This window comes from Pullulanibacillus pueri, from assembly GCF_014639255.1.
Lineage (GTDB): Bacteria > Bacillota > Bacilli > Bacillales > Sporolactobacillaceae > Pullulanibacillus > Pullulanibacillus pueri.
In genome coordinates this window covers 64389-90085 of sequence record NZ_BMFV01000009.1, presented here as the reverse complement: position 1 = coordinate 90085, position 25697 = coordinate 64389, and the positions used below count along the sequence as shown (strand labels likewise).

At 39.7% G+C, this 25697-nt stretch carries 17 protein-coding genes; 2 read left to right on the top strand and 15 right to left on the bottom strand.

The features are described from left to right. Window positions 1-502: 502 nt before the first annotated feature. The 11 genes from IEV91_RS07875 to IEV91_RS07825 all read right to left on the bottom strand — a co-directional run bounded on the left by IEV91_RS07875 (window position 503) and on the right by IEV91_RS07825 (window position 16642). Window positions 503-2167 (bottom strand): glycoside hydrolase family 13 protein, encoded by a 1665-nt coding sequence (locus tag IEV91_RS07875; protein WP_188496878.1) that lies wholly within the window; start codon window positions 2165-2167, stop codon window positions 503-505. A gap of 259 nt (window positions 2168-2426) precedes the next feature. Beyond that, window positions 2427-3464: a LacI family DNA-binding transcriptional regulator gene (locus IEV91_RS07870; RefSeq protein ID WP_188496877.1), complete on the bottom strand. Its 1038-nt coding sequence runs from the start codon at window positions 3462-3464 to the stop codon at window positions 2427-2429. Window positions 3465-3770: 306 nt separating this feature from the next. After that, window positions 3771-4652 (bottom strand): sugar ABC transporter permease, encoded by an 882-nt coding sequence (locus IEV91_RS07865; RefSeq protein WP_229745468.1) that lies wholly within the window; start codon window positions 4650-4652, stop codon window positions 3771-3773. Window position 4653: 1 nt separating this feature from the next. Further along, window positions 4654-5616 (bottom strand): carbohydrate ABC transporter permease, encoded by a 963-nt coding sequence (locus tag IEV91_RS07860; protein WP_188496876.1) that lies wholly within the window; start codon window positions 5614-5616, stop codon window positions 4654-4656. Window positions 5617-5732: 116 nt separating this feature from the next. After that, window positions 5733-6986, bottom strand: a complete 1254-nt coding sequence (locus IEV91_RS07855; protein ID WP_188496875.1) for a sugar ABC transporter substrate-binding protein — start codon at window positions 6984-6986, stop codon at window positions 5733-5735. A gap of 442 nt (window positions 6987-7428) precedes the next feature. Beyond that, window positions 7429-9156, bottom strand: a complete 1728-nt coding sequence (locus IEV91_RS07850) for a glycoside hydrolase family 13 protein (RefSeq protein WP_188496904.1) — start codon at window positions 9154-9156, stop codon at window positions 7429-7431. A 200-nt stretch (window positions 9157-9356) separates the two neighbouring features. Next, window positions 9357-10268, bottom strand: coding sequence for a serine hydrolase domain-containing protein (locus tag IEV91_RS07845; RefSeq protein ID WP_188496874.1), 912 nt, complete (start codon window positions 10266-10268; stop codon window positions 9357-9359). Between the two features lie 105 nt (window positions 10269-10373). Then, on the bottom strand, window positions 10374-11363 hold the full coding sequence (locus IEV91_RS07840) for a Gfo/Idh/MocA family protein (protein WP_188496873.1): 990 nt from the start codon (window positions 11361-11363) through the stop codon (window positions 10374-10376). After that, window positions 11360-12385, bottom strand: a complete 1026-nt coding sequence (locus IEV91_RS07835; protein WP_188496872.1) for a Gfo/Idh/MocA family protein — start codon at window positions 12383-12385, stop codon at window positions 11360-11362. The genes IEV91_RS07840 and IEV91_RS07835 overlap by 4 nt, the downstream gene beginning before the upstream one ends. 261 nt (window positions 12386-12646) lie before the next feature. After that, the gene (locus IEV91_RS07830) at window positions 12647-15319 is read right to left on the bottom strand and encodes an alpha-mannosidase (protein ID WP_188496871.1); all 2673 of its coding nucleotides are present in this window, start codon (window positions 15317-15319) and stop codon (window positions 12647-12649) included. 30 nt (window positions 15320-15349) lie between these two features. Next, window positions 15350-16642: a glycoside hydrolase family 125 protein gene (locus tag IEV91_RS07825; protein WP_188496870.1), complete on the bottom strand. Its 1293-nt coding sequence runs from the start codon at window positions 16640-16642 to the stop codon at window positions 15350-15352. A gap of 149 nt (window positions 16643-16791) precedes the next feature. Here IEV91_RS07825 and IEV91_RS07820 point away from each other — a divergent pair, with 149 nt between their 5' ends. Beyond that, entirely contained in the window at window positions 16792-17823 is a 1032-nt protein-coding gene (locus IEV91_RS07820) for a GntR family transcriptional regulator (RefSeq protein WP_188496869.1), read from the top strand. 16 nt (window positions 17824-17839) lie between these two features. After that, complete coding sequence (locus IEV91_RS07815; protein WP_188496868.1) at window positions 17840-20074, top strand: GH92 family glycosyl hydrolase; 2235 nt, start codon at window positions 17840-17842, stop codon at window positions 20072-20074. A gap of 87 nt (window positions 20075-20161) precedes the next feature. Here IEV91_RS07815 and IEV91_RS07810 read toward each other — a convergent pair whose 3' ends face one another. The 4 genes from IEV91_RS07810 to IEV91_RS07795 all read right to left on the bottom strand — a co-directional run bounded on the left by IEV91_RS07810 (window position 20162) and on the right by IEV91_RS07795 (window position 25687). Continuing rightward, entirely contained in the window at window positions 20162-21640 is a 1479-nt protein-coding gene (locus tag IEV91_RS07810; protein WP_188496867.1) for a response regulator transcription factor, read from the bottom strand. Between the two features lie 2 nt (window positions 21641-21642). After that, window positions 21643-23349, bottom strand: a complete 1707-nt coding sequence (locus IEV91_RS07805; protein ID WP_188496866.1) for a sensor histidine kinase — start codon at window positions 23347-23349, stop codon at window positions 21643-21645. Window positions 23350-23361: 12 nt separating this feature from the next. After that, the gene (locus IEV91_RS07800) at window positions 23362-23976 is read right to left on the bottom strand and encodes a YesL family protein (protein WP_188496865.1); all 615 of its coding nucleotides are present in this window, start codon (window positions 23974-23976) and stop codon (window positions 23362-23364) included. A 241-nt stretch (window positions 23977-24217) separates the two neighbouring features. Beyond that, the gene (locus IEV91_RS07795) at window positions 24218-25687 is read right to left on the bottom strand and encodes an ABC transporter substrate-binding protein (RefSeq protein ID WP_188496864.1); all 1470 of its coding nucleotides are present in this window, start codon (window positions 25685-25687) and stop codon (window positions 24218-24220) included. Window positions 25688-25697: the final 10 nt, after the last annotated feature.

Sequence of the window (25697 nt, the reverse complement as noted above, 5' to 3'; positions counted from 1 at the left end):
CGCTTCGCTAGACACAGCCTGATGTTCCAGCATTCTCCTTCATATATTAAGAATGTCATCGTACCGTAATGGTGAAAGCAAAAGCTGCCCTTATAAGGTCTTTCGAAAAGTTATGATAAAAGATGAGGCGGAGATAAAAGTATATAAGCCAAAGGAAAAACCGAACGATTTTGAAAGTCGTTCGGTTTTTCCCTTTGTACGTAAGGTCGCTCCGTCAAAACACTTCGCTTTCCCTGAACACGGCCTTAGCTCACTCGGGATTGACATATGTTATCCCAAGAGGATCTTCAGCTCGTGCTATTCCCGCAGGACTAAGGAAAGCGACTAGGAGAATCATCTTCGCAGAAAAAATCGTGGTTCTTACGATTTTTTTGAGTCTACGTATTTTGACTAAACTTTTTATTTGCGTCATGACACTTACTCATATTTATAAATATGAGTGTTCGTCTTTGGACTTGGCTTAGTTCGTTATGTCCCAGCTTCATCCTTCAATACTTATTTTCTATTTTATAACATATACTCTTGCTTCATAGGGTCTTAATGTCAATGAATCAATGGTCTCTCCCGGGTCAACCTCGTAATTACTGATTAATAACTGAAGTGATTTGCCTTTGAAATCAGGCAATATACTTGTCGTTTCTTCTCCAAAAAGATTAACAATAATGCACACTGTCTCATGATCTAAACTTCTCGTATAAGCATACACCTTATCATCCTCTGCTAAGATAAGGTCATACTTCCCATAGATTAAAATCTCATTTCCCTTCCGGAGTTCAATGAGTCTCTTATAATAGTGATAAATAGAATCAGGATTTTCAAGAGCGGCCCTGACGTTAATGTTAGCGTAATTGGGATTCACCTTCAGCCATGGATTTCCGGTTGTAAAACCTGCATGAGGTTCATCACTCCACTGCATTGGTGTTCTTGAATTATCACGGCCATTTTTCCAAATGACTGCCATGATCTCTTCATGTGACTTCCCTTCAGCTCTTTCACTTTGGTACATATTTTTAATCGCGACATCATTATAATCATCAATAGAGTCAAAAGTGACATTCGTCATTCCGATTTCCTGCCCTTGGTAAATAAAAGGCGTGCCTTGCATTAGAAAATAAAGAGTCGCCAAGGCCTTAGCCGACTTTTCCCTTAAGTCAGTATCATTGCCCCAAGTGGAAACTGAACGCGGTTGATCATGATTTTCCAAGAATAACGCATTCCAGCCGATACCTTCAAGCCCTTTTTGCCATTTTGTTAACGTCTTCTTTAAAGCATTAATATCGAGTCCCCCAGAAGCACTTTTCCCCCAAAGATCCAAATGTTCAAATTGAAAGATCATATTGAATTTACCTTCTGCTGCTCCTACCCATTGGTCAGCTTCCTCTACCGAAACGCCGTTGGCCTCACCGACAGTCATAATATCATAGTGATCAAAGGTTTCCCTCTTGAGCTCCTCTAAAAACACCTGAATTCCGTCACGGTTCATATGTCCTGCAAACGAAGGAACATATTTTTTATTATTAGGGTTAGGCAAATCAGGAAATCCGGGTACCTTTTTAATGTGAGAAATCGCATCAATGCGGAAGCCATCAATTCCCTTATCTAACCACCAGTTGACCATGTCGTATAAAGCATGACGAACATTGGGATTCTCCCAATTCAAGTCAGGTTGTTTTCTGGAAAAGACATGCATAAAGTATTCCTTTGTCTTTTCATCATATTCCCATGCGGATCCACCAAAAATTGACTCCCAGTTATTAGGCTCTTTCTCCTTTTGCCCCGGTTGCCAGATATAGTAGTCTCGATAGGAATTATCTTTAGACGAGCGTGATTCGATAAACCATGGATGTTCATCAGACGTATGGTTGATCACCAAATCCATGATCAGTTTCATGCCCCGATTATGGACTTCAGATAAAAGTTGATCAAAATCAACCATCGTACCAAATTCATCCATAATCCCTTTGTAATCACTGATATCATAACCGTTATCGTCATTTGGAGAACTGTAAATCGGACAAATCCAAATCACATCTATACCTAGTGTTTTTAAATAGTCCAACTTAGAAATGATGCCTTGGAGATCACCAATCCCATCTCCGTTCGAATCCATGAAACTGCGGGGATAGATTTGATAAGCGACCGCTTCCTTCCACCATGCTTGCTGCATTATGTCTCCTCCTTGTTGTAAAAGTGAAAAGGCATTGTGCTCCAACTCTTTTTGGCCGCACGAAAGATTCACATTTAAGGATTCTCTATTCGTAAGATCTCTCCATAAGGAGTTAAGTCACGAGAGAATTTACTTTTACTTTTTCTAGATTCAATACTCCATTGCTTTATCCGATTTTCATATCACCTATCATGCCGAATGCAGATAGAAAGTTAAACTTCCAGCAAAGGGCAATCGTTTGCATTAATGTTCAAAAAAATTAATCCTCAGCACCCTTCTCAATATAAATAGGCTTAGTCGATTCTCTTTCTACAAATATGGTGGGTATAATAACACTTTTCTTAATCTGAGACGGTTCATTGATTTCTTCTATCAAACATCTTGCTGACTCAAAGCCTAATTGAAAGATTTGCGTATCCACTGAGGTTAAAGCAGGGCTTGTAATCTTCGAAATAATAGTATTATTAAAGCTCACAATACTTACTTCTTCAGGAACCTTGATATTTCTTTCCTTTAAAACACTGAGGACACTGAGCGCGCTCAAATCATCGATAACCAATAATGCTGTAGGCGGCGAATCTGAATCCATAAGTTCTTTTACTGCCTCATCCATTCGTGACATTTCAGGATTCTTAATTTTGCTTTCTGATATGCTGAGATGATGAAGAAGCATCGCTTCCTTAAAGCCTTGTAGTCGGAACTTAGCAACCTCAAAGTCCAACTCTCCACCTATATAACCAATATTTTTATGACCTAGTTTTATTAAATATTCTGTGGCACTTTTCGCAGCAAGTACATTATCATTATCCACATACATCATTTCGTAACCTGTGTCAAAAGGCCTTCCAATCACAACGAAGGGAATGCCACTTTTACTGAGATAAGGCACCACCTTATCGTCCTTTTTAGAATACAAAACAATGATTCCATCAACCTGTTTCCCTTGAACCATTTTAACAACGTCCTTAAAAATGGTTTCCTCGGTTTCACCTGTCGTCAGGCTAATACTAAAATCCTCTTTATTGCACCATGCACTAATCCCTCTTAAAACCTCTGGAAAGAAGGGATCATGCAATGATTCACTTGAAGAGTTCTTCATCACGATTCCAATATTCCTCGTCTTTTGTTGCACTAAGTTCCTTGCATTATGATTAATATGAAATCCCAACTCTTCCATAACTTTTCGAACTTTCCGCTTGGTTTTCATACTTATTCTTGGACTATCCGAAATGACCCGGGAAACCGTTGAAGGCGCAACGCCTGCTTGTTTGGCCACATCCTTAATTGTAATTGCCATGTTACTTCACCTTCTACACTCTTTATCTTTTTCTGCTCTCTTATGGCGCATTTGGCTAATCGTTCTACCCTTTAGTATAGACAACTGACCCCCAAAAAAGGTCATTTAAGAAAATTTTATATCGTGATAATGCCGACAAGAGCACCATAAACCAAATAAGAGAGATCCCTTATAAGTGCATGTTCATTAAAGGTGACAAATGCATAGCCTATTTGCAACATTCACATTGGGTATCTTTTTGTACAACCTCTATCAATAATCTAGCATATTTTTAATTAGAATTGTATAGCGAATAAAAATGCTCTCTTAGCCCTTTGTTGCCCCAGCAGTTAGACCTGTTGATATCCATTTCTGTAACAATCCAAACACAATAGCCAAAGGCGTTGCTGTAAGAAGAGCTGCTGCTGCAAATACTCCCCATTCTTGACCCTGATTATCGCTAATTAAGCCATACATCACAACACCAAGGTTAGCCTTTTCTGGTGATTGAAGGATGGTCCCCGCCAGAATGTATTCATCAAAACTTGAAATCAACTGGAAAAAGATAATGACCGTGAGCATTGGGACAGAAAGTGGTAAGATAATTTTCCAAAACCGTTGCCATGATGAAGCACCATCTATTAAAGCAGCTTCGTCTAATTCTTTCGGAATGGAATCAAAATACCCTTTCATTAACCACATTTGATAGGCGCTTCCCCCTAAAAGGACTATAATATACGCCCAAATTTGGTCGACCAAGCCTAGCTTTGATAACGCAGCATAGATTGCCGCGATGGCTAAAAAGTTAGGAAACATTTGAATAATGAGCAAGGTCATTAATCCATATTTACGACCCCAAAAACGTAATTTTGAAAAGGCAAAAGCCCCTGTCGCGGTTAATAATACCTGACCTATTGCCACACAAACTGAAACCATTGCACTCACACGCAACCCTGTTAAGAATGTCGTTTCCGTAAATAATTTATGGAAATTTGCAAATGAAACATTCGTTGGCCAAAACGAAGTTGAGAAATAAGAATTCGTAGGATTTAATGCCGCGATCACAACAAACCAAAGAGGGATTAATGTTACGATAATAACGCACCAAATGAAGACACGGGATACCCACAACACCATTTTTTCCCCTGGTCGTACACTCTTTCTTCTCTTTCTCAGAGCATTATTCCGATTCGATGTCGAAGTTTCCACATTAATCAACCTCCTCAAAAGCACGCGTGAATTTCATGTTAATTAAGCTCAAGATAGCAACTAGTGCAAATAGAAAAATAGAAATGGCAGCTGCCCAATCGTAGCGGTTAAATTGTAATGTCATTTTATAAGCCGCTGATGCAAGAATATCTGTACTTCCGGCAAATTGGTTGTCCGTTCTCGCCGGATCACCACCAGTTAATAGATACACAGCATTAAAATTATTAAAATTAAATGCAAAGGTCGGAATCAGAAGAGGTAGACTAATTTTCCAAACGGAAGCCATCGTAATACTTCTAAACTTCTGAAACCATGTTGCTCCATCAATACTTGCGGCTTCATATTGCTCTGTTGGAACAGATTGTAAGGCCCCCAAGCAAACACTCATCATATAGGGGAAGCCCGCCCATAAACTGACTAAAAGGATAGAGACATGAGCCCACATCGGACTATCTAACCATGGAATCGGATCCATCCCAAAAAGGGAATGCAATAAACCATTGATTTGTCCAAAGCTCGTATTTAATAAACCTTTCCATATTAACATACTGATTAATCCAGGGACTGCCCAAGGAATGATGAGTAAAGTCCGATAAATGGCAGATTCCTTCATGCCTTTATTATTCAAAACAACCGCTAGGAATAAACCAGCACCATAGTTAATAAAGGTCGCGAGAATGGCATAGAGAAAGGTCCATAATAAAGTTGGAAGAAAGACGCTCGCTAGAGGACTTCCAGGCGTAAATAATTTTATAAAATTATCAAATCCTACGAATTGGTAGTCTAAAAAATGATTCGCATTAAAATTTGTAAAGGCGATATAAATGGTATAGATAATCGGGGCAATACTTAATAGAGAAATGGTTACGATGGCTGGAGCCAAGTATCCATAGGCAGACCATTGTGTTTTGGCCTTAGGCTTCTTTAATGTCTTTTTCCTTTTACTCGCAAACTGTAACGACATCCTAATGACCTCCCTTTCAATCCTTCACTCATTCTATAATGCAGAAATTCCTCTCCTTTTGGATTGGGAAGAGGAATTTCTGCTTAAAACCGGGAACAAGTCTAAGTCAACCTCATTTATTGATTTTGGACTTTAATGCCCTTTTTAATATTGTCCACAAAACTTTTCGCACCTTTTTCCGGTGTTACCTTACCTGAAATGATATTTTTCATGACTGACATCGCACTATAGGCTGCTTGCATCTCAGGGATATTAGGCTGTGGAACAGCTGTCTTTAATTGCTCGATAAAAGGTTTTATATTTTCGTTACTTTGTACAGTGGAATCCTCTTGAGCCTCTTTTAATGCTGGGATTTGTTTATCCTCTGAGTAGTACTTCATTTGAGCTTCCTTAGTATTTAAAGCTTGTACTAAACTCCATGCTGCCTCTTGGTGTTTACTTCTTGCATTTACAATCGTTGTTTGAACGGTCTCAAATGGTGTTGCTGCCTTGCCATTAGAGAGTGTTGGAAATGGCGCAAAACTATAATCAACCTTTGATTTATCTAGATCGGCAATAGCCCACGGACCTGTCGCATACATTCCAATGGCTCCCGAAGTGAATTTTGATTTTGCAACATTATCATCGACGCTAGGCGTCATCCAGTGATAAGTATTATCCATATCGTACATTAACTGATAAGCTTTAATAGCCCCTTCATTTCCCAAACCTATATCTTTTGGATCATACGTTCCATTGTTATCTTTGAATACATAGCCACCAAGCCCACCAATAAATGTATAATTATTAAATAGGTTGGCTTGATCATACATAAACCCATTTTTGTCAGCCGCTGCTTTAAATTCATCCCATGTCTTTGGTGCTTCTTTTACAAGCTTCTTGTTATAAACAATGGCAGTGGTCTCAACAGTAGTCGGAACAGCATAAGGCTTGCCGTCAACTAGCACAGCTCTTTGTACTGAATCATTGTAAGCATTCAAATCGATATCACTTGGAACCTCTGAAATAAGCCCTTCTTGATGGAAGAGACCTAGATTATCATGAGGAATCCCAAGAACAACATCCGGTCCTTTTCCTGTTCGAGCTGCCGTTGCATAGAACTGAAAACCATTGGGTTGCTTACTTTGGTCAACAATCTTCACAGTATCGTTATGCTCTTTTGCCCACTTTTGTGCAATCGTTTTTACAGTACCGAGCCAAGGTTCACCTTTCCAAACCCAAAGTGTAATCGTTTGTCCTGTTGGTACTCCAGACTTGGATTTCCCACTCTTGCTACTTGTATCTTTATCTGAACTACACCCCACTAATACAGAGCCAATACTTAAAATCAACACCATTATCAGGCCCATCAATCGCCCTTTACGACTCATACAAACCCTCTCCTCTTTTAGATAAACTAGACATAAAAATAACCTTAATGTATCAATTCTTTAAAACTAATGATTTCCTTGATGATTCACTTAATGGTCTTTTAACACCTTATTAAGGAAAACGATTGCACAAATTAGTTTAAAAAAATCAAGCGTTTACACTAAGGTCAAAAAAGTTTCTCGTTTTGCAAACGTTTGCTCAAGCGTTATCATAGCATCCCCTTTCTTGAATTTCAATAACCTAATAAAAAGATGTAAAATTTAAAAAACTAATAGTAGGCTCTTATGCCTTATTCATATTGTTTGAAACGCAACGATCTAATGTCAAAACTTCTAGGAGCAAAGCTTAGATGCCTCCAAGAGAGAACGCTCTACATCGGCATTGCTAAAACCCTTGCTCCCACAACTATGTTTTAAAAATAACCTATAAATCTATGAATGCCTACTTCAATTTTAAAATACAAAATTCCCATGGTTGTAATGATAGATGTTGTTCAGCAAGCACCTTATCATTCCAAACATCATAGCCTTCGGGTACTTTTTCAACAGCAGATTGATCCGATACATTTAAAACGACTAAAAATTGTTCTCGAGACCCTACTTTTTTGTATCTCAGCACGTGTTTATTAGGTGAATCTTCAAAAACGACCCGACCATTTGAACCTAAAGTCGTGTTGCGATGACGTAAGTTAATAAGCTTCTTTAATCCATGCATTAAATCTAAATCCTGCTTATCTTTCTCCCATACCATGCAAGCACGACAGCCAGGATCATTGTCACCTTCCATCCCAATTTCATCACCATAATAAACACAGGGTGAGCCCGGAAAAGTCATTTGCAGAGCGTACAGAAGTTTAAGCTTCTCTTTATGACCTCCACATTCCGTTAATACTCGTGGCGTATCATGGCTCCCTAATAGATTAAAGGCAACCTCATTAACAGAGTGAGGATAAGAAGAAAGGACATTCATCACTTCATCTTTAAAATCCTGTTTATCGATCTTGTCTTTAGCTATAAAATCAAGAGCAGCCGTTGTAAAGCGGTAGTTCATCACCGCATCAAACTGATCACCTTGGAGCCAAGGCATGGAATCATGCCATATTTCACCTAAGATATACAGATCGGGCTTGATCCGTTTGACTTCAGATCGGAAGGAACGCCAAAAAGAATGATCCACCTCATTTGCCACATCTAAACGCCAACCGTCAATATCAAACTCCTCTACCCAATAAGTCCCCACTTTGAGTAGATACTCTTTAACTTCTTGATTTTCAGTATTAAATTTAGGCATAAACGGTGTAAACGCAAAGGTATCATAATTTGGTTTCGGGTCCGTCTGGATTGGCCAATCTTTGATATGAAACCAATCCCAGTATTTAGAGTCTTTTCCCTTTTTCAGAACATCTTGAAAGGGTTCAAAATAATAGCCACAGTGATTAAAGACCGCATCTAGCATAATTTTGATGCCCCTTTTGTGACATTCATTGATCAACTGTTTTAAGACCTTCTCATCGCCAAATTGCGGATCGATGTGAAAATAATCCACTGTATCATATTTATGGTTGGACGTTGCGGTAAAAATAGGCGTGAAATAAATCCCATTAATCCCTAAATCACTTAAATGATCGAGATGATCAATGACACCTTGCAAGTCACCGCCAAACTGGCTTGTCGGTTGTGGAGCTTCGCTTCCCCATGGTAGAACCCCACTTGGATCATTACTCGCATCCCCATTACCAAATCTTTCTGGGAAGATCTGATACCAAACTGTATCCTTGACCCAATCAGGAGCAGTAAACACATCAATACCATTTAAAAACGGAAAGCAAAAATAATAACCCGTATGCTTAGGGACATCTTTATAAAAACCACGTTCGGTATAAAAAAGCGTCTCCTTACCATCTGTTAATTCAAACCCATAACGCAATCGACGAAATTCAGGTTCTACCTCGATTAACCAATAATCGAATAAATCATCTGAGCCCTCTTTGAGCATAAGGCTTTTCGAATATTGCCAGATATCCTTTTCCCAAGTATAGGGATCGCCAAAAATAACCTTTACCGCATCGACATCGTCCTTTTTGGTGCGCAGCCGAATATGCAGCGTACTCGAATTGTAAGCATAGGCATAATTATTTTTGGGTCGATGATAAATCGCTTCTTTTAACACATTCAACACTCCTATAAATAAAATAAACCCCGGATGCAAAAGCGCACCCGGGGTTGTTGTCAAAGACAAAGCATTGCCCTCATTTTTTTGAATTGAGGTCATTTTATCCTAGAAAAGAGTGAAAGTCAAATGCTCCTTAGCCACCAAGTCCTCATCAAAGTTTTTCTACTCATCCCCGTTATTCCTTTGGCGGCTTAAAATTATAGGTGGGGCACAATGCATTCCCAGACACCCTCTAATATGGACTGCATCTTTTCTTCTTGTGAGTTTATAGCTATCACCGCTGATAAATCAGGCATAACAATGCAAAACTGACCATTCGAACCATCACCACGATAAGCACCGTACCGACACATCCAGAATTGGTAGCCGTAACCCTGCAACCAATCTGGTCCATTTTCTCCATTCCCACTAGAGATTTGTTTAGAAGTCGCTTCCTGTAAATAATCTTCCGGTACCCATTGTTTCCCTTCCCAAACCCCATTATTTAATAGCATATTGCCGAACCTGGAGATGTCGGACACTCTCAGATATAGTCCTGCCCCTCCCAGTGATCGTCCCCTCGGACAGGTATCCCATCGCGGATTTTCAATGCCCAGAGGTTGAAAGAGTCTCGGCACTAAATAATCTCTCAGTGTCTGCCCTGTTATCTCCTGAATAATAGCTGAAAGCATATAGGTTGACCCTGTATCATAGACAAAAGTCTCTCCTGGCATTCGATCAAGCGGATAGTTAAGAAAATAATGTACCCAATCTCGCTCCTTTATTTTCTCACGTTGATCAGACATCATGATTGGTTGGTGACGTCCATGGGCCATGGTCAACAGATGTCGAACCGTGAGTGCCTTGATTTTTTCATCAGCAGTGAGTAAAGTGTGCTTTTGAAAAAAATCAATAACCTTATCCCCTAATGATAACCTTCCTTCCGAGACGGCCATACCCACTGCGCAGGATGTAAAGCTTTTACTTAGCGAATGAAGAACATGTGGTTCATCGGCAGTCCAATAGTGTTCACCCCACGTTTTTCCGAATTGAGTCACCATGATGCCATGGACATTGAGTTGCAATTTCTCAACCCTTTTTATAAAGTCATCTAATAAAGTGGTTTGCATGCTACTCCTCCTACGTCAATAATGATGATTTTATAATTCATAATGTAAAACACACCTCTCAGTGATTCCTATCACTAAGAGGTGTGTTGAGACGCGTCACCAGAATTAAACGTGCACTCTTTCTAGAGGAACGGTTCGCTTAGCAGTGCTCGATTGATAAGCTGCTTTAACAACTTCCAATGTTCTCAATCCATCTTCTCCTGTAATGGAAGGTTCCCTTTTAATTTTGACACATTGAACAAAGTCATCAATCAGACCTTGATCCATATCGTCTCCCCAGCCCAGATTTTGAACCTTACTCTCTTGATCATTAAAGTAAGTGCTGGATTGTTTTAAAGCATCTACAGACAATGTTCCCTTTGTTCCTACAAACTCTAACGTGACGTCTCCCCACATTGGGAATGTTTTAGGTCGAGACCAGCTGGGATCGATGGTTGCGATGGCCCCAGACTCAAGCGCTAAGGAAACCGTCCCACAGTCTTCTACATCAATATCATAAAAACGGGTGTCTAGTTCAGCATAGACATCCTTAACTTCTGTTTGTAAGGTCCAGCGAATGATATCCATGACGTGAACAATATGATCCGTGGCTGCACCGCCACCGGATAGAGGCTCTTCTACAAACCATCCGCCTGGCATTTGCCCATGATTCGTTGCTTTAACAGCAAGAATATCCCCTAATTGACCCGATTGAATAATGGTTCTTGCCCTGCTGATAGAAGGCGCAAACCGAACAGGAAAAGCAATTTGTAGGATAACACCATTTCTTTTGCAGGCAGCGATCATTTCTCGCGCATCTTCAATTTCCGTTGCAATAGGTTTTTCGCATAATATATGTTTCCCAGCCTCTGCTGCTTGTACTACTAGGTCACGATGCCTACTATTTTCCGAGCAAATGACAACGGCATCCAGATCAAGCGCCAAAAATTCCTCTCGATCAGCATAGAAAGTACTCTTAAATCTTTCAGCTGCGTTGTCTCCTCTTTCAAAGTCATCATCCCAAATCGCTGTTAATTCCACATCCGGATGTGCTAATAATAGTCCGGCATAAGTAAAAGCGTGCATATGCGCAAAACTCATGATTCCAACTTTCATCTCACACCACCTCCCATTTTTGCAAGTACGACCGGTTGACCTGTTTTGGCTGACTCTAAGGCTGCTTGAGAAATCTCAACGGCTTTTAACGCATCGTAGGCCGTGACAATCGGCTCACTTCCTGTCAAAATACAATGAGCAAAATGCTTCAACTCGCGTAAATATGGATTTTCATTAAGAGGGCTCTCGGGCACTGCAACGCCGTTCTTGCTCGCATCTCCTTCATTATGATGAAGACTTACAGATAACGGGGCACTCACCGCACTATCATGGACCACCATCCCTTTGTCACCTGTGAGCTCAAATGAAGTATGGAAAGTGGCATGGGCCCAAGTTCCTTCAACATGTGCTATCGTCCCATCTTCCATACGTAAAGTTACTAGCGCATATTCCAAAGGGCGATCTTCATCTGAACGCGATACTCGACGTGTCATGACTCTTTCAACATCACCAAAGGTCCATCTTAACCAGTCAAAATCGTGGATCATGGAATCGAGTATGAGTCGCCCACTCTTAGCTTCATCCGCATACCAATCCTCCCACGCGCGAGGAAATCCTCCTCCCCGTGTCAACCGGACAACCCCTGGTTTCCCTATGCCTCCACTTTTGACTTTTGCTGAGGCTTGGGCATATTCTGGGAAGAAGCGAACGACTTGGGCAACAAACAACTGAACCCCATGGTCTTCACAGACAGAAATGATGTCCTGAGCGTCTTGTACATTCAATCCCAAAGGTTTTTCACAGACGACATGTTTGCCTGCTTGAGCCGCCAACGCCACATTTTCTTTATGTAGGTATGTCGGTAAACAGACATCGATAACATCTACATTAGACTGTTCCAGCATTTCGCTAAGATCTTGATATGGTGTTGCATCGTAGCTTTCAGCAATCGTCTCCGCTTTTACCCGATCCAAATCACACACACCGACTAATTCGGCATGTTCTATATGAGCCCAAGCATCTGCGTGAACTTTACCCATTGTCCCTAAACCGACAACAGCTACTTTCAACTTTTTACTCATCTACTCACCCCGTTTTCGAAAAGTTTCTATCCTTTTGATTATATAATAATATTCTCTATTTATTGAGGACTTTCTGAAAAAAATAATGGATTTTTAGGATAACTCCCTCATTCCCTTTTTCCTGCAACACTATCCCCTTGTTGGAAAGTTACACATAAATAAAGGTCAATTGAACTTCATTTGCAGTAAGTTCAATTAAATCAAATAATCCCCGCCCCTTCCACACAACTGATGGAAAGAACGGGGTGATGGCGCCCTAAATTAGTCTTCCCAAATATAGGTCACGATTTCAGCAGGCCTTAATTCAGGTTCAAGAGATTCAGTCTGAACCTCTTCTAGTAAATTACAACGCTTCGGTTGATTCCCCTTCAACCTTACCGAGACAGGACGCCTTTCAGTAGTTAAATTATACCCTCGCAAGATCGTATGGTTGCCCTTTTCCTTTCTCTTAAAGGCAGTGAGTCTAAAAGCTTCTCCTTCTAGCTCGACAAACTGATGGTCCGCCTCGTATTCTCCCGCGTGTCGATCGGTGGGTTGACTGGTAAACGGAATCTGAAAATTTATCGCCTCATGATAGGAAGCCAATTTATCGGTTTCACCGTGAAAACCAATAGCGTATTGGACTTTATGTTCACCCTGACACTGGGCCTCTGGGGTCGGAAAATACCCCCAATCGCCCAACTCACCGACCGCACGTAGTAAGGTTAACGCAATTGTATCTCCAATCACTTCATATTCATTCAAGCCATAATTAGCCACCGTTACACCATGCCTGCCGTCATTGAGATTAACAAAAGCATGTTGATGCTGAGGATTGGTTGGATTTTGCCAAGTTTCATTGACCTGATTAGGTCTTTTCACCACTTCATAGATGCTATCGGCCTCATGCTCATCCGCCTGGATCCCCGTTTGAAAGAGTACCCGTAGTCGATGATCCTTCATTTGATTATCAAATGAGGTTTCAAATTGAAGCTGCTGACCGTAACGGTCGAGCTTGATCGCTGTCTTTAATTCCAACGTCTTCATTTGCTTTGCTCTTCCGGCCTGGCGTTGACGAAACTCGATGACCGCTTTTTGTTCCTCTTCTAGGGTTTCATCCGCAGAAACAGGAATTTGAAGCTGTTGTGTGAGTAACACTTCGCCATAAAGCTCATGGTTTTCAACAACAGTGACCTCTGTTTTGCCATCAGTAGATAAAATCGCTTCATCCCCGTTAGGTTGTTTAAAAATATATTCATTACCAATGTCGCCAACGTCTTCAAACACTAACAGATTAGAATAGGTTTCTTGAGTCGCTTTATGCGTGACGGTTAACGTCCCAGTATCTTCGATTTGAACCTTTAATTGATCATTCTCTAAAGTACGCCCACCCGCCTGGACAATAGGTGAAGACTTAGCCAACTGAGTCCTTCCTTCTACAAGGGCAAAACTATGCCAAGAAAGAGGCAACATATCCTGCATATGGAGTTGAACTGTCACATACATCGCCATAAAGGGTTGGCGAAAACGGTCTTTAGGCAAATCATAATGGAAACGAACATCCTTATCACTGATATGAGCCGGAATCTCCTGTCCCTGTGCATTAATAACCTTTAAAGCAGGAAGCGGTTCCTCCTTTAATGCTTTATAAAGCTGATCAGGTCGCCCACTTGAAAAGGCAAGACGCTTCCACTCTATTTCTACTTCAACAATTCCCGTTTTCGGGCTTCCAGAGGTATTAAAGACAATAAACGGACGACTCTGTTCTGGAAACGCCGAAGTATCAATGTGCTGCGCGAGTGCTTCTGCCGCTTCATCCTTAATAAATTTCCCTACCTCTTTTGCCTTCTCAAAACGCGTCATCATTTCGCGATGAACCGCATCAATACTACATCCACAAATACTATCATGCGGGTGGTTTTGTAATAATAACTTCCAAGCATAATCTAGTGTGTCATGTGGGTAGTCCCCATTTTTAGAATAGGCCATGGTCGCAAGCGGCTCAGTAATATTTTCGAGCAGGCGGCTCACCTCTGTATTCTCCTGTTTGAGGTAAATTCGAGATGAGGCCGTATTCGCCAACGTGTACCATCCATCCGTCTCTTGACTCGTCAATTCACCTTCAACTGTACTTAATTCTTCTGGTAAATCCTGTTTGACCGCCTCTAAGTAATCTTCAAAATTACTATGGATAAACTCAATATCCGGATATAATTCATTAGCCACTCTAATGGCTTGAGTGACGTCTTTCTGAACCGGTTGGTGATCACAGCCGTTCATCATTAACAGATGATCAGTTGAAGCAAACTGGGTGGCATCCTTGAGCTTTTGATCCCAAAATCTTTTCGCCGCTTCTTTCTCTACTGGAATTTCATTACCATTACTGTACCAATTGGCAAACAAAATACCGAGAATCTTGGAATGATCAGCGCCTTCCCACCACATCTCTGAGAATTGTGAGGTATATTTTTCATCATTGATCACGACATTATTAAATCCTGTCGGCTTCACCCCGCGGCCAAATGTAGCGGCTTCAATTCCCGCCTGCTGCATGAGCTGTGGTGCTTGCCCCATATTTCCGAAAGTATCTGGAAAATAGCCAATCTTAACCGGACTTCCCCATTTTAGACTTTCTTTATGGCCAATTAACATGTTCCTCACATTGGACTCACTACTTATTAAGAAATCATCCTGCAGGATATAAAATGGACCAATTTTTAGTTTACCTTCATGAATATATTTTTGAACGGCCTCCCTTTTTTCCGGACGCACTTGTAAATAATCATCCAAAATAATGGTTTGCCCATCCAAATGAAAGCTATTAAACTCAGGATCCTTTTCAAAGAGTTCAAGTAAATCATCCATGAGTTGGACTAAGCGCATATGGTGTTGCTCATAAGGAAGATACCATTCTCTATCCCAATGACTATGCGAAATTATATAAACTTTTTTCATCCTTACACTCCTTTATGAATAGGCAGGTTATTATTTCTTCACCCGAATATCAAAGTAATCCATGACGAGTTCGCAGAACATCATATTAGCCCAGGAAAACCATTCACGGGTATAGTTATTAGGATTATCAACATCGAATCCCTCATGCATTAAATGTGTACCAGCATCACAAGCCACTAACAAATCTAAGATCCGTTCCTTTTCCTTTTTATCAGTGGCTGTTAATCCCTCCATCGCCAAGGCGATCGGCCAAATATAGTTTTCAGGGGTATGCGAGCTCCCAATGCCTCTAGCATATTGACCTTCATAGAAGTACGGATTTTCCGAACTTAAAATCGTGCGACGTGTGGCTTGATAAACTTCATCTGAAGCGTCAAGATAACCGAGATAAGGCGCCGATAATAAATTGGGCACATTGGAATCATCCATAATGTTGTAATTCCCTTTTCCATCCACTTCATAAGCATAAACCCTTTGCCCTTCTTTATTCTGAACAATCGCATGGGCTTCAAGGCCACTCTGAATCTCTTGCTTTAACTTTTCAAACGCTTTTACACGATCTTCTTCGTGGAAAACCACATGATAAATTTCACTTAAATAACGTAAGACCACAACAGCAAACATATTAGACGGCACTAAGTACCCATATATACATGCATCATCACTTGGACGAAAGCCCGACCAGGTCATCCCCGTTGGCACAATTTCTGGACCTCGCCCCTGACGTGTTAACGTATCTTCCTTTCTATCTGTCTCTCTTTCAAATGTATAAGGGGATTGGGAATGATCTTGTTCCACTACCCAAACCTCAATGACTTTTTTCACTGCTGCCCGAAAGGTCTCATTAAAATGATCCGTACGCCCGGTAGCCTTCCAAAATAAATAACTTAATTGCATCGGATAGCACAAGGAATCAATCTCATATTTCCTCTCCCATATCCATGGGTTCATTTCCGTTAAATCAGATTGGTGACCTGCACCATTGGCCTCTTTGTTAAAAGCGTTTGCATAGGGATCCAAACAAATAAACTGACATTGACGCTCAATAAGACCGGCGATCATATCAGCAATAGCAGGATCTTTTTCGGCAAGTACTAAATAAGGTCTCACTTGCGCTGTTGAATCGCGGAGCCACATTGCGGGTATATCTCCCGTTAGCAAAAAGGTGGTTTGATCTTCCAAACGCTCAACTGTGGTCTCCAATGTATTAGCAAAACAGGCATTAAAGTTGACCGCCCAGTCTGCATGGTCCTCCCCGCACTTTTGGGTCATCATACTCATAAATTCAGTAACTACTTGTGAAACTTCTTTTTGATATGCCATTTTTAATCCTCCAAAATAAATTCGATATATCATTTATACTCATTTTAAGTTTTATAACACCATTTGTCTAGCGTTTTTTATTAAAACATATTTACTGTCCGGTAATTTATGTTAAAATAAATATGATATATCATTTTAGGAGCATAACTATGGGAAAACAACCTCTCTATCAAAAAATTGTCGATGATATAACATCAAAAATTCGCTCTCGGGACTTAAAACCAGGTGATCAGGTTCCGACCGAGCTAGAACTCTCGAAGCAATACGATGTGAGTCGTATCACTTCAAAACGTGCCTTAACCGAACTTGAAAATCAGCATTTAATTGAAAGAATTCAAGGAAAGGGGAGTTTCGTTGCAGAGAGTCTACCAAAAGAGTCCAATGTGATTCTTTTTATTCTGCCTTTTCCTGATAATCCTGGATTAGGCGATTACACACTGGGCATTAGTCGTTATATTGAGCAAACGCCTTATACGATTCAAATTCAACCGAATGCTTTTTTGGATAAATTAGATCCCAAAACGATTTTGTCACAATTTGCGGGGTTCATTCTTTATCCTGAAATTGGAACCTCGCATTTGGATATTCTCTACTCACTTTATCTCGAAAGGTTTCCGACCGTAATTCTTGATAAAAAAGTTGAAGGGATTCCTTTTACTTCAGTGACATCAGATAACACTCAAGGGGGTTATCTCGCAACGCATTATTTAATCCAGCACGGGCACCAAAGGATTACCTTTTTTTCAAGTCAAAGTAATAATGTAAGCTCTACCATTCGCGATCGCTATCTTGGCTATCTCAAAGCGATTCATGAGGCTCACTTATCGTTTCATTCACAGGAAATTGAATTTGACCCTCACAATTATGGCCCGATCATCAAGCAGTTAAAGGAGAAAAACGTCACTGGAATTGTGGTAGAGAATGATATTATTGCTATTTATTTAATGAAGGAATTAAAGAAAATGGGGTATCAAGTCCCTCAAGACTTCTCTATTATTGGCTTTGATAATATTCAGGCCGCGAGTTTAATAGATCCTGCATTAACGACTATCTCTCAAAATTTTGAGGACATCGGCTATCAAGCCGCCCAACAACTGGTTCATCTCATCGAAAATACTCAAAGTGAAGGAAATACCATTGTTGTCCCGGTCGAGCTTATTGCACGGGAGTCCACTAAGTAAAGAAAGGAAGAAGAAAATGTTAGACCTTATAGATACACGTCAAGGCACCGATAATCAACATAGCTATTCAAATGGAAATACTTTGCCCTACACTGGCGTTCCCTTTGGAATGAATTTCTTTGTTCCCCAAACAAAAAACGACCAGGGAAGCTGGTTCTTTAACCCACGGGATCGTGTGTTTCAAGGTTTTCGTTTAACCCATCAACCGAGCCCTTGGATGGGGGATTTTTCCCATTTTCTCATGACACCAGTCTCCGGACATTTTTCAAACAGTGACCTTTTTCATTATCAAAGCTCCTATCGTCCAGAGAGTGCTATATTTAAACCTCATTATTTACAAATTAAACAATGGCGTTATCAAATTACGAATGAACTTGTACCTACAACTTATGGTGCTATCATCCGCTCCCATTATCAACAGGACACCTTGCCAGGGATGTTTTTACACTTTCCGGGTCTTTCAGAAGTTTCTATAGACCCGCAAAAACAACAAGTCAGCGGCTTTCTCTCTAACTTCTCTGGCTGTGAGGACCCTGAATTTAAAATGTACTTCATGATACAATTTAACCAACCCATTGATCGTGAACAGACAGGGTTCTTTTTAACAGATGGAACCTTTGAAAACGCGATCGATTGTCAAGGTGAGGACAAGACCCTTTTATTGCGTTTTTCATTAGATCATACAAAGACTTTGGAGACGAAATTAGCCACTTCTTTTATCCATGGAGGACAAGCGCAATTAAATTTGAATCGTGAACTCGTGCCCTACGATTTTAACCAACTCAAAGCGACTTCAGCCTCCCAATGGGAATATTATTTAAATAAAATTGAGGTTTCTCATCGTGACATGTCGCTCATCAAAACGTTCTACCATTGTATGTATCGGTTATTTTTATTTCCACAAAAGTTCTATGAAAACAACGAAGCTGGAGAACCGATGCATTATGATACAACCAGTAGACAGATCAAGCCTGGCGTCATGTATACTAATAATGGTTTTTGGGACACCTATCGCTCGGTCTACCCTCTCTTCTCCTTAATCATTCCCGAGGAATATGAAGAGATGCTTCAAGGCTTTTTAAATAGCTATCGGGAAACAGGCTATTTGCCAAAATGGCTTTCCCCTGATGAACGTGGGATCATGCCAGGCACACTTATCGACGCTGTCATTGCTGACGCTGCCAATAAAGGGATTGGTCAGGCGTTAATGCCAGAGTTCCTCGAGGCGATGAACAGAACCGCGACGACGCAAAGTTCTAATTCAAAATATGGACGTCAAGGGACTGAAGATTACCTGAAATACGGTTATATTCCGAGCGATCACCATGAAAGTGTTAACCACACTTTAGATTATGCTTACAGTGATTTTTGCATCAGTCGGGTTGCTCAGCACCTTAACCAAGAAGAACTCGCCCATACTTATGAAAAACGTGCTTATCATTATCTTAATCTCTTCGATCCAGAGACGGGCTTTATGAGAGCAAAAGACAAGGACGGCATCTTTAGAGAGAACTTTAAAGACACTAGCTGGGGATTGGATTATGCAGAAGGTAGCGCCTGGCAAAGTAGTTTTGCAGTGTTCCATGATATTGCGGGTTTAATCAAGGCCCATGGTGGCAAAGAAGTGTTCCGTAAAAAACTGGCAGACTTATGCAACCAAGAGCCTACGTTTGATGTCAAAGGCTACGGGTTTGAGATTCATGAAATGAGCGAAATGGCAGCCGTCGACTTTGGTCAACTCGCTTTGTCAAACCAACCAAGCTTTCATCTCCCTTATTTGTTTAATTATGTTGATGATCCTAGCTCCTCTCAAGTGCTTTTAAAACAGTTAATGACGCAGCTCTTTGATAGTAGCTCGACAGGTTATCCCGGTGATGAGGATAATGGCAGTATGTCCGGTTGGTATATTTTTAGCAGCATGGGCTTTTATCCTGTATGTCCAGGCAGTGGCGAGTACGTTCTCGGCATTCCACTGTTTGATACTGTAAACATCCATCTGCCAAATCAAAAAGTGGTTACCATTCAGACCTCCCATAATGAACCACAATTTAACTTTGTTCATCAAGTGACGGTCAATCATCAGCCATACTCTAAACTCTTCTTCACTCATGAACTCTTAAAAGAAGGGGCCGAGATTCAATTCGATTTAGGGCTTGTTCCAGAACATCAATCTTACTCAAACGACGAACGCCCATTTTCTCTCTCTGAAAAACGTTCAACAGCTCCCCTTAATTCAGTGACAAAGCGCTAAGTGACCCTTTTAGGAATGGTTGAAGGTAGTACTTTCCTTAACAAATACAAAAAGCGTCACATCGTAGAAACCTCGATGTGACGCTTTTTATGAATCAACAGGATTATACATCGGCTTATATACCTCTCGGAATTCTTTAGGCGAAAGGCCACAAATTTTTTTGAAATTCTTATAGAAATACCCCGAACTTGTATACCCAATTTTCTCAGTAATTTCATTAACATTATATCCTGAGTTTAACAGAAGCTCCTGTGCGAGTTTAATGCGAAAATGATTGAGATATTGTGAGAAGCTTTTCTTTGTTTCCTTTTTAAACAATTGCCCCAGATACATCACGTTTAAGTGCAATTGATCCGCGACATACTTTAATGATAGGTCTTGTTGATACTCTTCATGAATGATCTTTAAAGCCTTTTGGATATTAGGACTGTAGATCCGACTTCCCTTTTTATTGACAATTTCACTCAAGACATCCTCTAGCAACGCGCGCAATGTTTCAAAAGACGCTGCCTTCGTAATCTTCTCTACCGTATGCTGATAGAAGGCTTCATCGAGAATATCAAACTGCCTATAGATGTCCATAAAAATAAGGAAAATAATGTGTCTCGTATAGTCAGGAGGCGCTGGAGACTCTTTTAAGTTGGCAAGAAGATGGTCAATTTCCTCTTTTATCGTATCTATATCTCTGATCACCAGTGCCTCATTAAAGCCGACAAAAGAAAGATTAGGAATTTTTCCACTCGAGTCCATCTGCTGATGATTTCCTGTCATCCGATAAAAAGAATGAAGATGAATACTATTTACAGCATGCTCATAACTCAGATACACATCAGAAATATTATCGACGGTTTCCCCAACACCAAGACATATATCCTCAGAATTGAAAACATCCTTGATCATATGAAGGAAATGATCAAGACCTTCAAGATTTCCATAATACAACACAACCCATTTATTTTCATCATAATCATGAAAATAATAAATGTCCGTTCTTTCATCCAATAATGATCGGATTTGTTCGTGTAAGGGCTTATGGTTCTGAAAGACAATCGCATTATAATGCTCGCCTTTAATTGGCTTTCCCAGGTTAGAAGACAATCTTTTTAAATCCATGTAATCAATATCATCATTAACCCACCGTCTTAACAGATGCTCAAATAGAAAAACTTCACCTTGCATTCTGACTTTCTCTTCCTCAAACTCCTTGACGCACTTTTTTAACGATTCAATAAGCTGATCTTTATCTATAGGTTTTATTAAGTAATTTTCTGCCCCTAATCGTAAGCTTTCCTTCACATAGTTAAATTCTTCATAGCCTGAAAGGACAATAAATCTAAAGTAAAGGCCCTCTTGTTGCGCCTGCTTAATAAAATCAATACCAGAAAGAATGGGCATGGTCACATCCGTAATGACAATATCAACATCGTGCGTTCTGACAAATTCCAAAGCTTCTTTCCCATTCTTTTTTACAGCAGCAATTTCAAACCCTAAATCATTCCATGAAATCAACTTTTGTAATCCTTTTAAAATCATATATTCATCGTCTACGAGAAGCACCTGATACATCGTTATTCCTCCTCTCCAAATATTATTTCAATGGTGAGGCCACCCAAATCATTATTCCTAAATGACATAGCATAATCTTCTCCAAAAAACGCACGTAATCTCTCATTCACATTTTGAATCCCTATGGAATCTCCGAGTACAGTCTCTTCACTGGAACCCGCGAGCAATTGATTAATTTGAGCTAATTTCTCTTCCTCAATCCCCGTACCGTTATCTTGAATGATAATATGGTTAAGATTGTCTTCCTCAAAAACCTTCACACTGATAACATTATCAATCCTTGTATGGTCAATACCATGGACGAAGAAATTCTCAACAAGCGGTTGCAAAGTAAACTTAGGAATGGAACGCTCACCAAGGTCTCCTGAAATTTTAAAACTATAAGCAATGCGGTCACGATAGCGCATTTGATAGAGATAGGCATACTTTTCACAAAACTCAAGTTCATGCCTTATAGACACGGTTTTCTCATGCGAAATATTATTCCTTAAGAGACTTGCAAAAACGTAAACCACATTGGACAATTCATCTGCCCCTTCACTCACAGCGTACATACGAATATATTCAAGTGTGTTGTACAGAAAATGAGGATTAATTTGCGACTGTAAAGCCCGCATATGTGCATCCTTTTGCTTAATTTCCAATTCATAAATATCCTTGATATAACGATTAATCCCGTCTAACATTTGATTAATACTGATCGATATCTCTTTAAGCTCTCCTTGTTTTGTTTTTTCATTAATGCGGAGGTCCTTATTACCAACTGAAACTTGACTTGTCACCTTCTGGATATCTTCCACTTGAACGGTATACCGCTTGAATGTTTTTCGTAGTGTAAATAGCAATATGGCATCAAGAACCATACTCGCAAGCAAAAACAGCAACAAACGTTTAATCGATTTCACTAAGACATCACGCTTGCTTATGAGCGAAAGGATCTGAAAATCATTTTTTGTTTGGACACTTTTTACATAATAGTCTTTCTTTAACTGTGACAGATTAAGGTGTGAATCCTCAATAAGATCATCTTGAATCTGCCTTTGTAAAGTGGCTTTATCTGATGCCTTCTGATCATGATAAATCTGCTTTTTCGTACTAGAAATCACAAACACTTGCAGTGAAGAATGGTCACCATAGTTATCAACCACTTTTTGTAACTCTTTGTTATTAAAGGTCATCGACAGTGTTCCAATTTGTCTTAATGAATTCGAATCGATCAACGGCTTCGTGAAAATCACTTTATTGTCTTCACGTGGATATTGTTTAAACTTCTTTCCCGCCTTATTTTTCCGATCAGAATAATAAACTTGTTTATAGTTATCCAATGCCACTCCAATGGAATCAATATCACTGTCCATATAATACATTTCAGTTATAAGTTTCGGTAAATAAATAAAAGGCTCATTTTCCTTTTGAGCGCTTAAACTTTTTTGCAAATAATCCGCTATATCCAGGTCAAAATATTGATAAAGATTATTAATAATGGTCTGGCTAGAGGTTAAATTTGTCACTGCCTGATCTAGTGTCTTCTCATGTTCCACTAGAATATTCTCCATCCTATTGGCAGATAACCGGACAGTTTCTAAAGAAGTGCGTTGATTTTCTTGATAGGTGAAATAACTTATTAATATCGCAAAAACCGTCACAGCGATAATAAGAATCATTGAATACACCTTGATCAACGAATTAATAAAATATTTACTGCCCAATTTACCTCATCCTTATGCTACGAATTCAAGCCTTTGTTCTAGTTTTTCAAACACTTTCTTTGAGAAAAAATGTAAGAGTGCAATCAGCAAAGAAAAACTCCCAAATAATATAAGAGCAGGGCTATGATAGGTTAACCACCCAATCCCACAGACCACGATACAGAATTTAACCAATGTCCAGAAATCCATGAAAAACATCATAAAGGAAAGCTGCCATATATTTTTAATAGATGTTTCGTATTTAGACTCAATAAATAGCGCATAGATATAAGTCACGAACGTAATTACCATCGCGAAAATGAGCAAGAAGTCTATCATTAAAAACACCATATGTTTCAGTTGAATAGAGTAATATAAATTTAACACAAATATCAACATAATGAGACTCGAACAATAAAAAAAGAGGTTCCCTCTTTTCATACTTTCCTTATAAGTCGTCATCACAGTCTTCCAGTTTATTTCTTTATACTCCCATTTATAACGAATGAACAATTGCGCCACGGTTAAAAAGGCAGGTCCTATCCCCAAAACAAAAGCCCCCATTAAAGTTAACAGCCAAAAATATAAATTGAGCTTTAATAACGTATAGACCCTATGAAACAATCCCTCTAAAAACTTTCCTAGCATGATGATCCCACCTCATTATAATGCAATTAAGAAAAACGTGGCTTACACCAAGTCCTCATTAATGAAGACGCGTTTTTCTACCAATCCGTTTATTGCTTCGAAAACTTTATTGACTGACTAAAAAAAGATCACTTCCACCAAAGCCCTATCTAAGAAAGACCTATTTTCCTCGTCGGTCTTTTTTCTTTTTTTTTTGGACAAAAGGCACGTCAGCCTAAGCTAACGCACCTTTCCCTTTTCTCTATTCTTTTGAAGCCCGGAATTCATCGAATTGTTTTTGCATTTCTTTTAAAACTTTATCGTACCCGGCTTTTTTAAGTTTCGCATCCATCTCTGGGATAGCTTTATCTGGATCTAATGTCCCTGTGTTAAGTCCGTCTAAATATTGGCTCATCACATTAGAAATATTAGTGATCTCTGTCTTAACAGAATCCGTATTAAAGTTAAACCCTAGGATTGGGGATTGCTTAGCATTTTTAATATTTTCGTCTCTTTCCTTGATTTGTTGATCGGTAATCGAATCTTGGACATAGACAATCTTGTTGTTTCCAGTGTTCCAAGCAGCCATATGGTTATTGGCTTTATAGCCATCGAGAAGCTTGACCTTATTATCCCCGACTTTCTTCCAAGCTTTACCTTCTTCACCATAGATTAGACCGTTCAATAAATCTGGATCAGAGTTTAACAATCCTAAAAATTCGACTGCCTTTTCCTTATGTTTTGAGTTACTTGATACGACAAAGTTAGCCATTTGCGCTTGCCCTGTAGTCTTGTAAGCATCTGTTAACGGACGTGACACTAAAGGTTGTCCAGCAGTGGTGGTGAGAAGTGTATCACCGTAGTCATAAGGTCCTTGTGTTTCCTGACGTACAAACCAAGTGTTTCCATCAAGTGGATAATCTGTGTTGCTTGTTGCTGCATCCTTAGCAATATAACCTTCTTGGTAGTACTTGTGCATCGTTCTTAAATCTTGCTTCATTCTTTCATTGTCATATTGATTGATGATCTTTGTATGATCACCCTTGAGATCAACAGCAAATGGCATGCCATTGCTGAGTGGGTAATCCATATCAGATTCTACATGGAAGCCTTGACCCGCCGCAATAGGCATCACTGTTTTTTCATTCTTTTTAATGACCTTCAATAGTGGCTCAAGATCAGCATAAGAATTAACGTTTGAAATGTCTAAATGGTATTTATCAAGATATTGTTTATTGAATGTGAGCATTTGTTGAGCGTATACGTTTCCATTTACAGGGAAAGCATATAACTTACCTTTGATTTTGTTTCCTTCGATATAAGCAGGATCTAACATATCATAAGCTTCTTTAGCATATTTTGGTGCGAGATCTGTTAAATCTGCATAAGCCCCTTTTTGTGCATTGGCAACATAGTTATTTGCGTAGGCAATATCATAGTTCTCTCCTGAGGAAACGATAACAGACATCTTCTTATCATAATCGCCCCAGCCAATGTACTGCAAATTAATGCGTGCCCCAATTTTTTTCTCTACAATCTTGTTGGCAGCATCCATCAATTGATCATAGTTTTCTGGCTTATCGCCAATTTGGTACATGAGTAAAGTAGTAACGCCTTTTTTTGAATCGGTATTTTTACTTGCATTTCCTGATAGACTGCCACACCCTGCCATCAAGAGACTTAATACTAAAATCCCAACAAGACCAATCGTTAATTTCTTCAAACGTCTCATGTTGAAACGC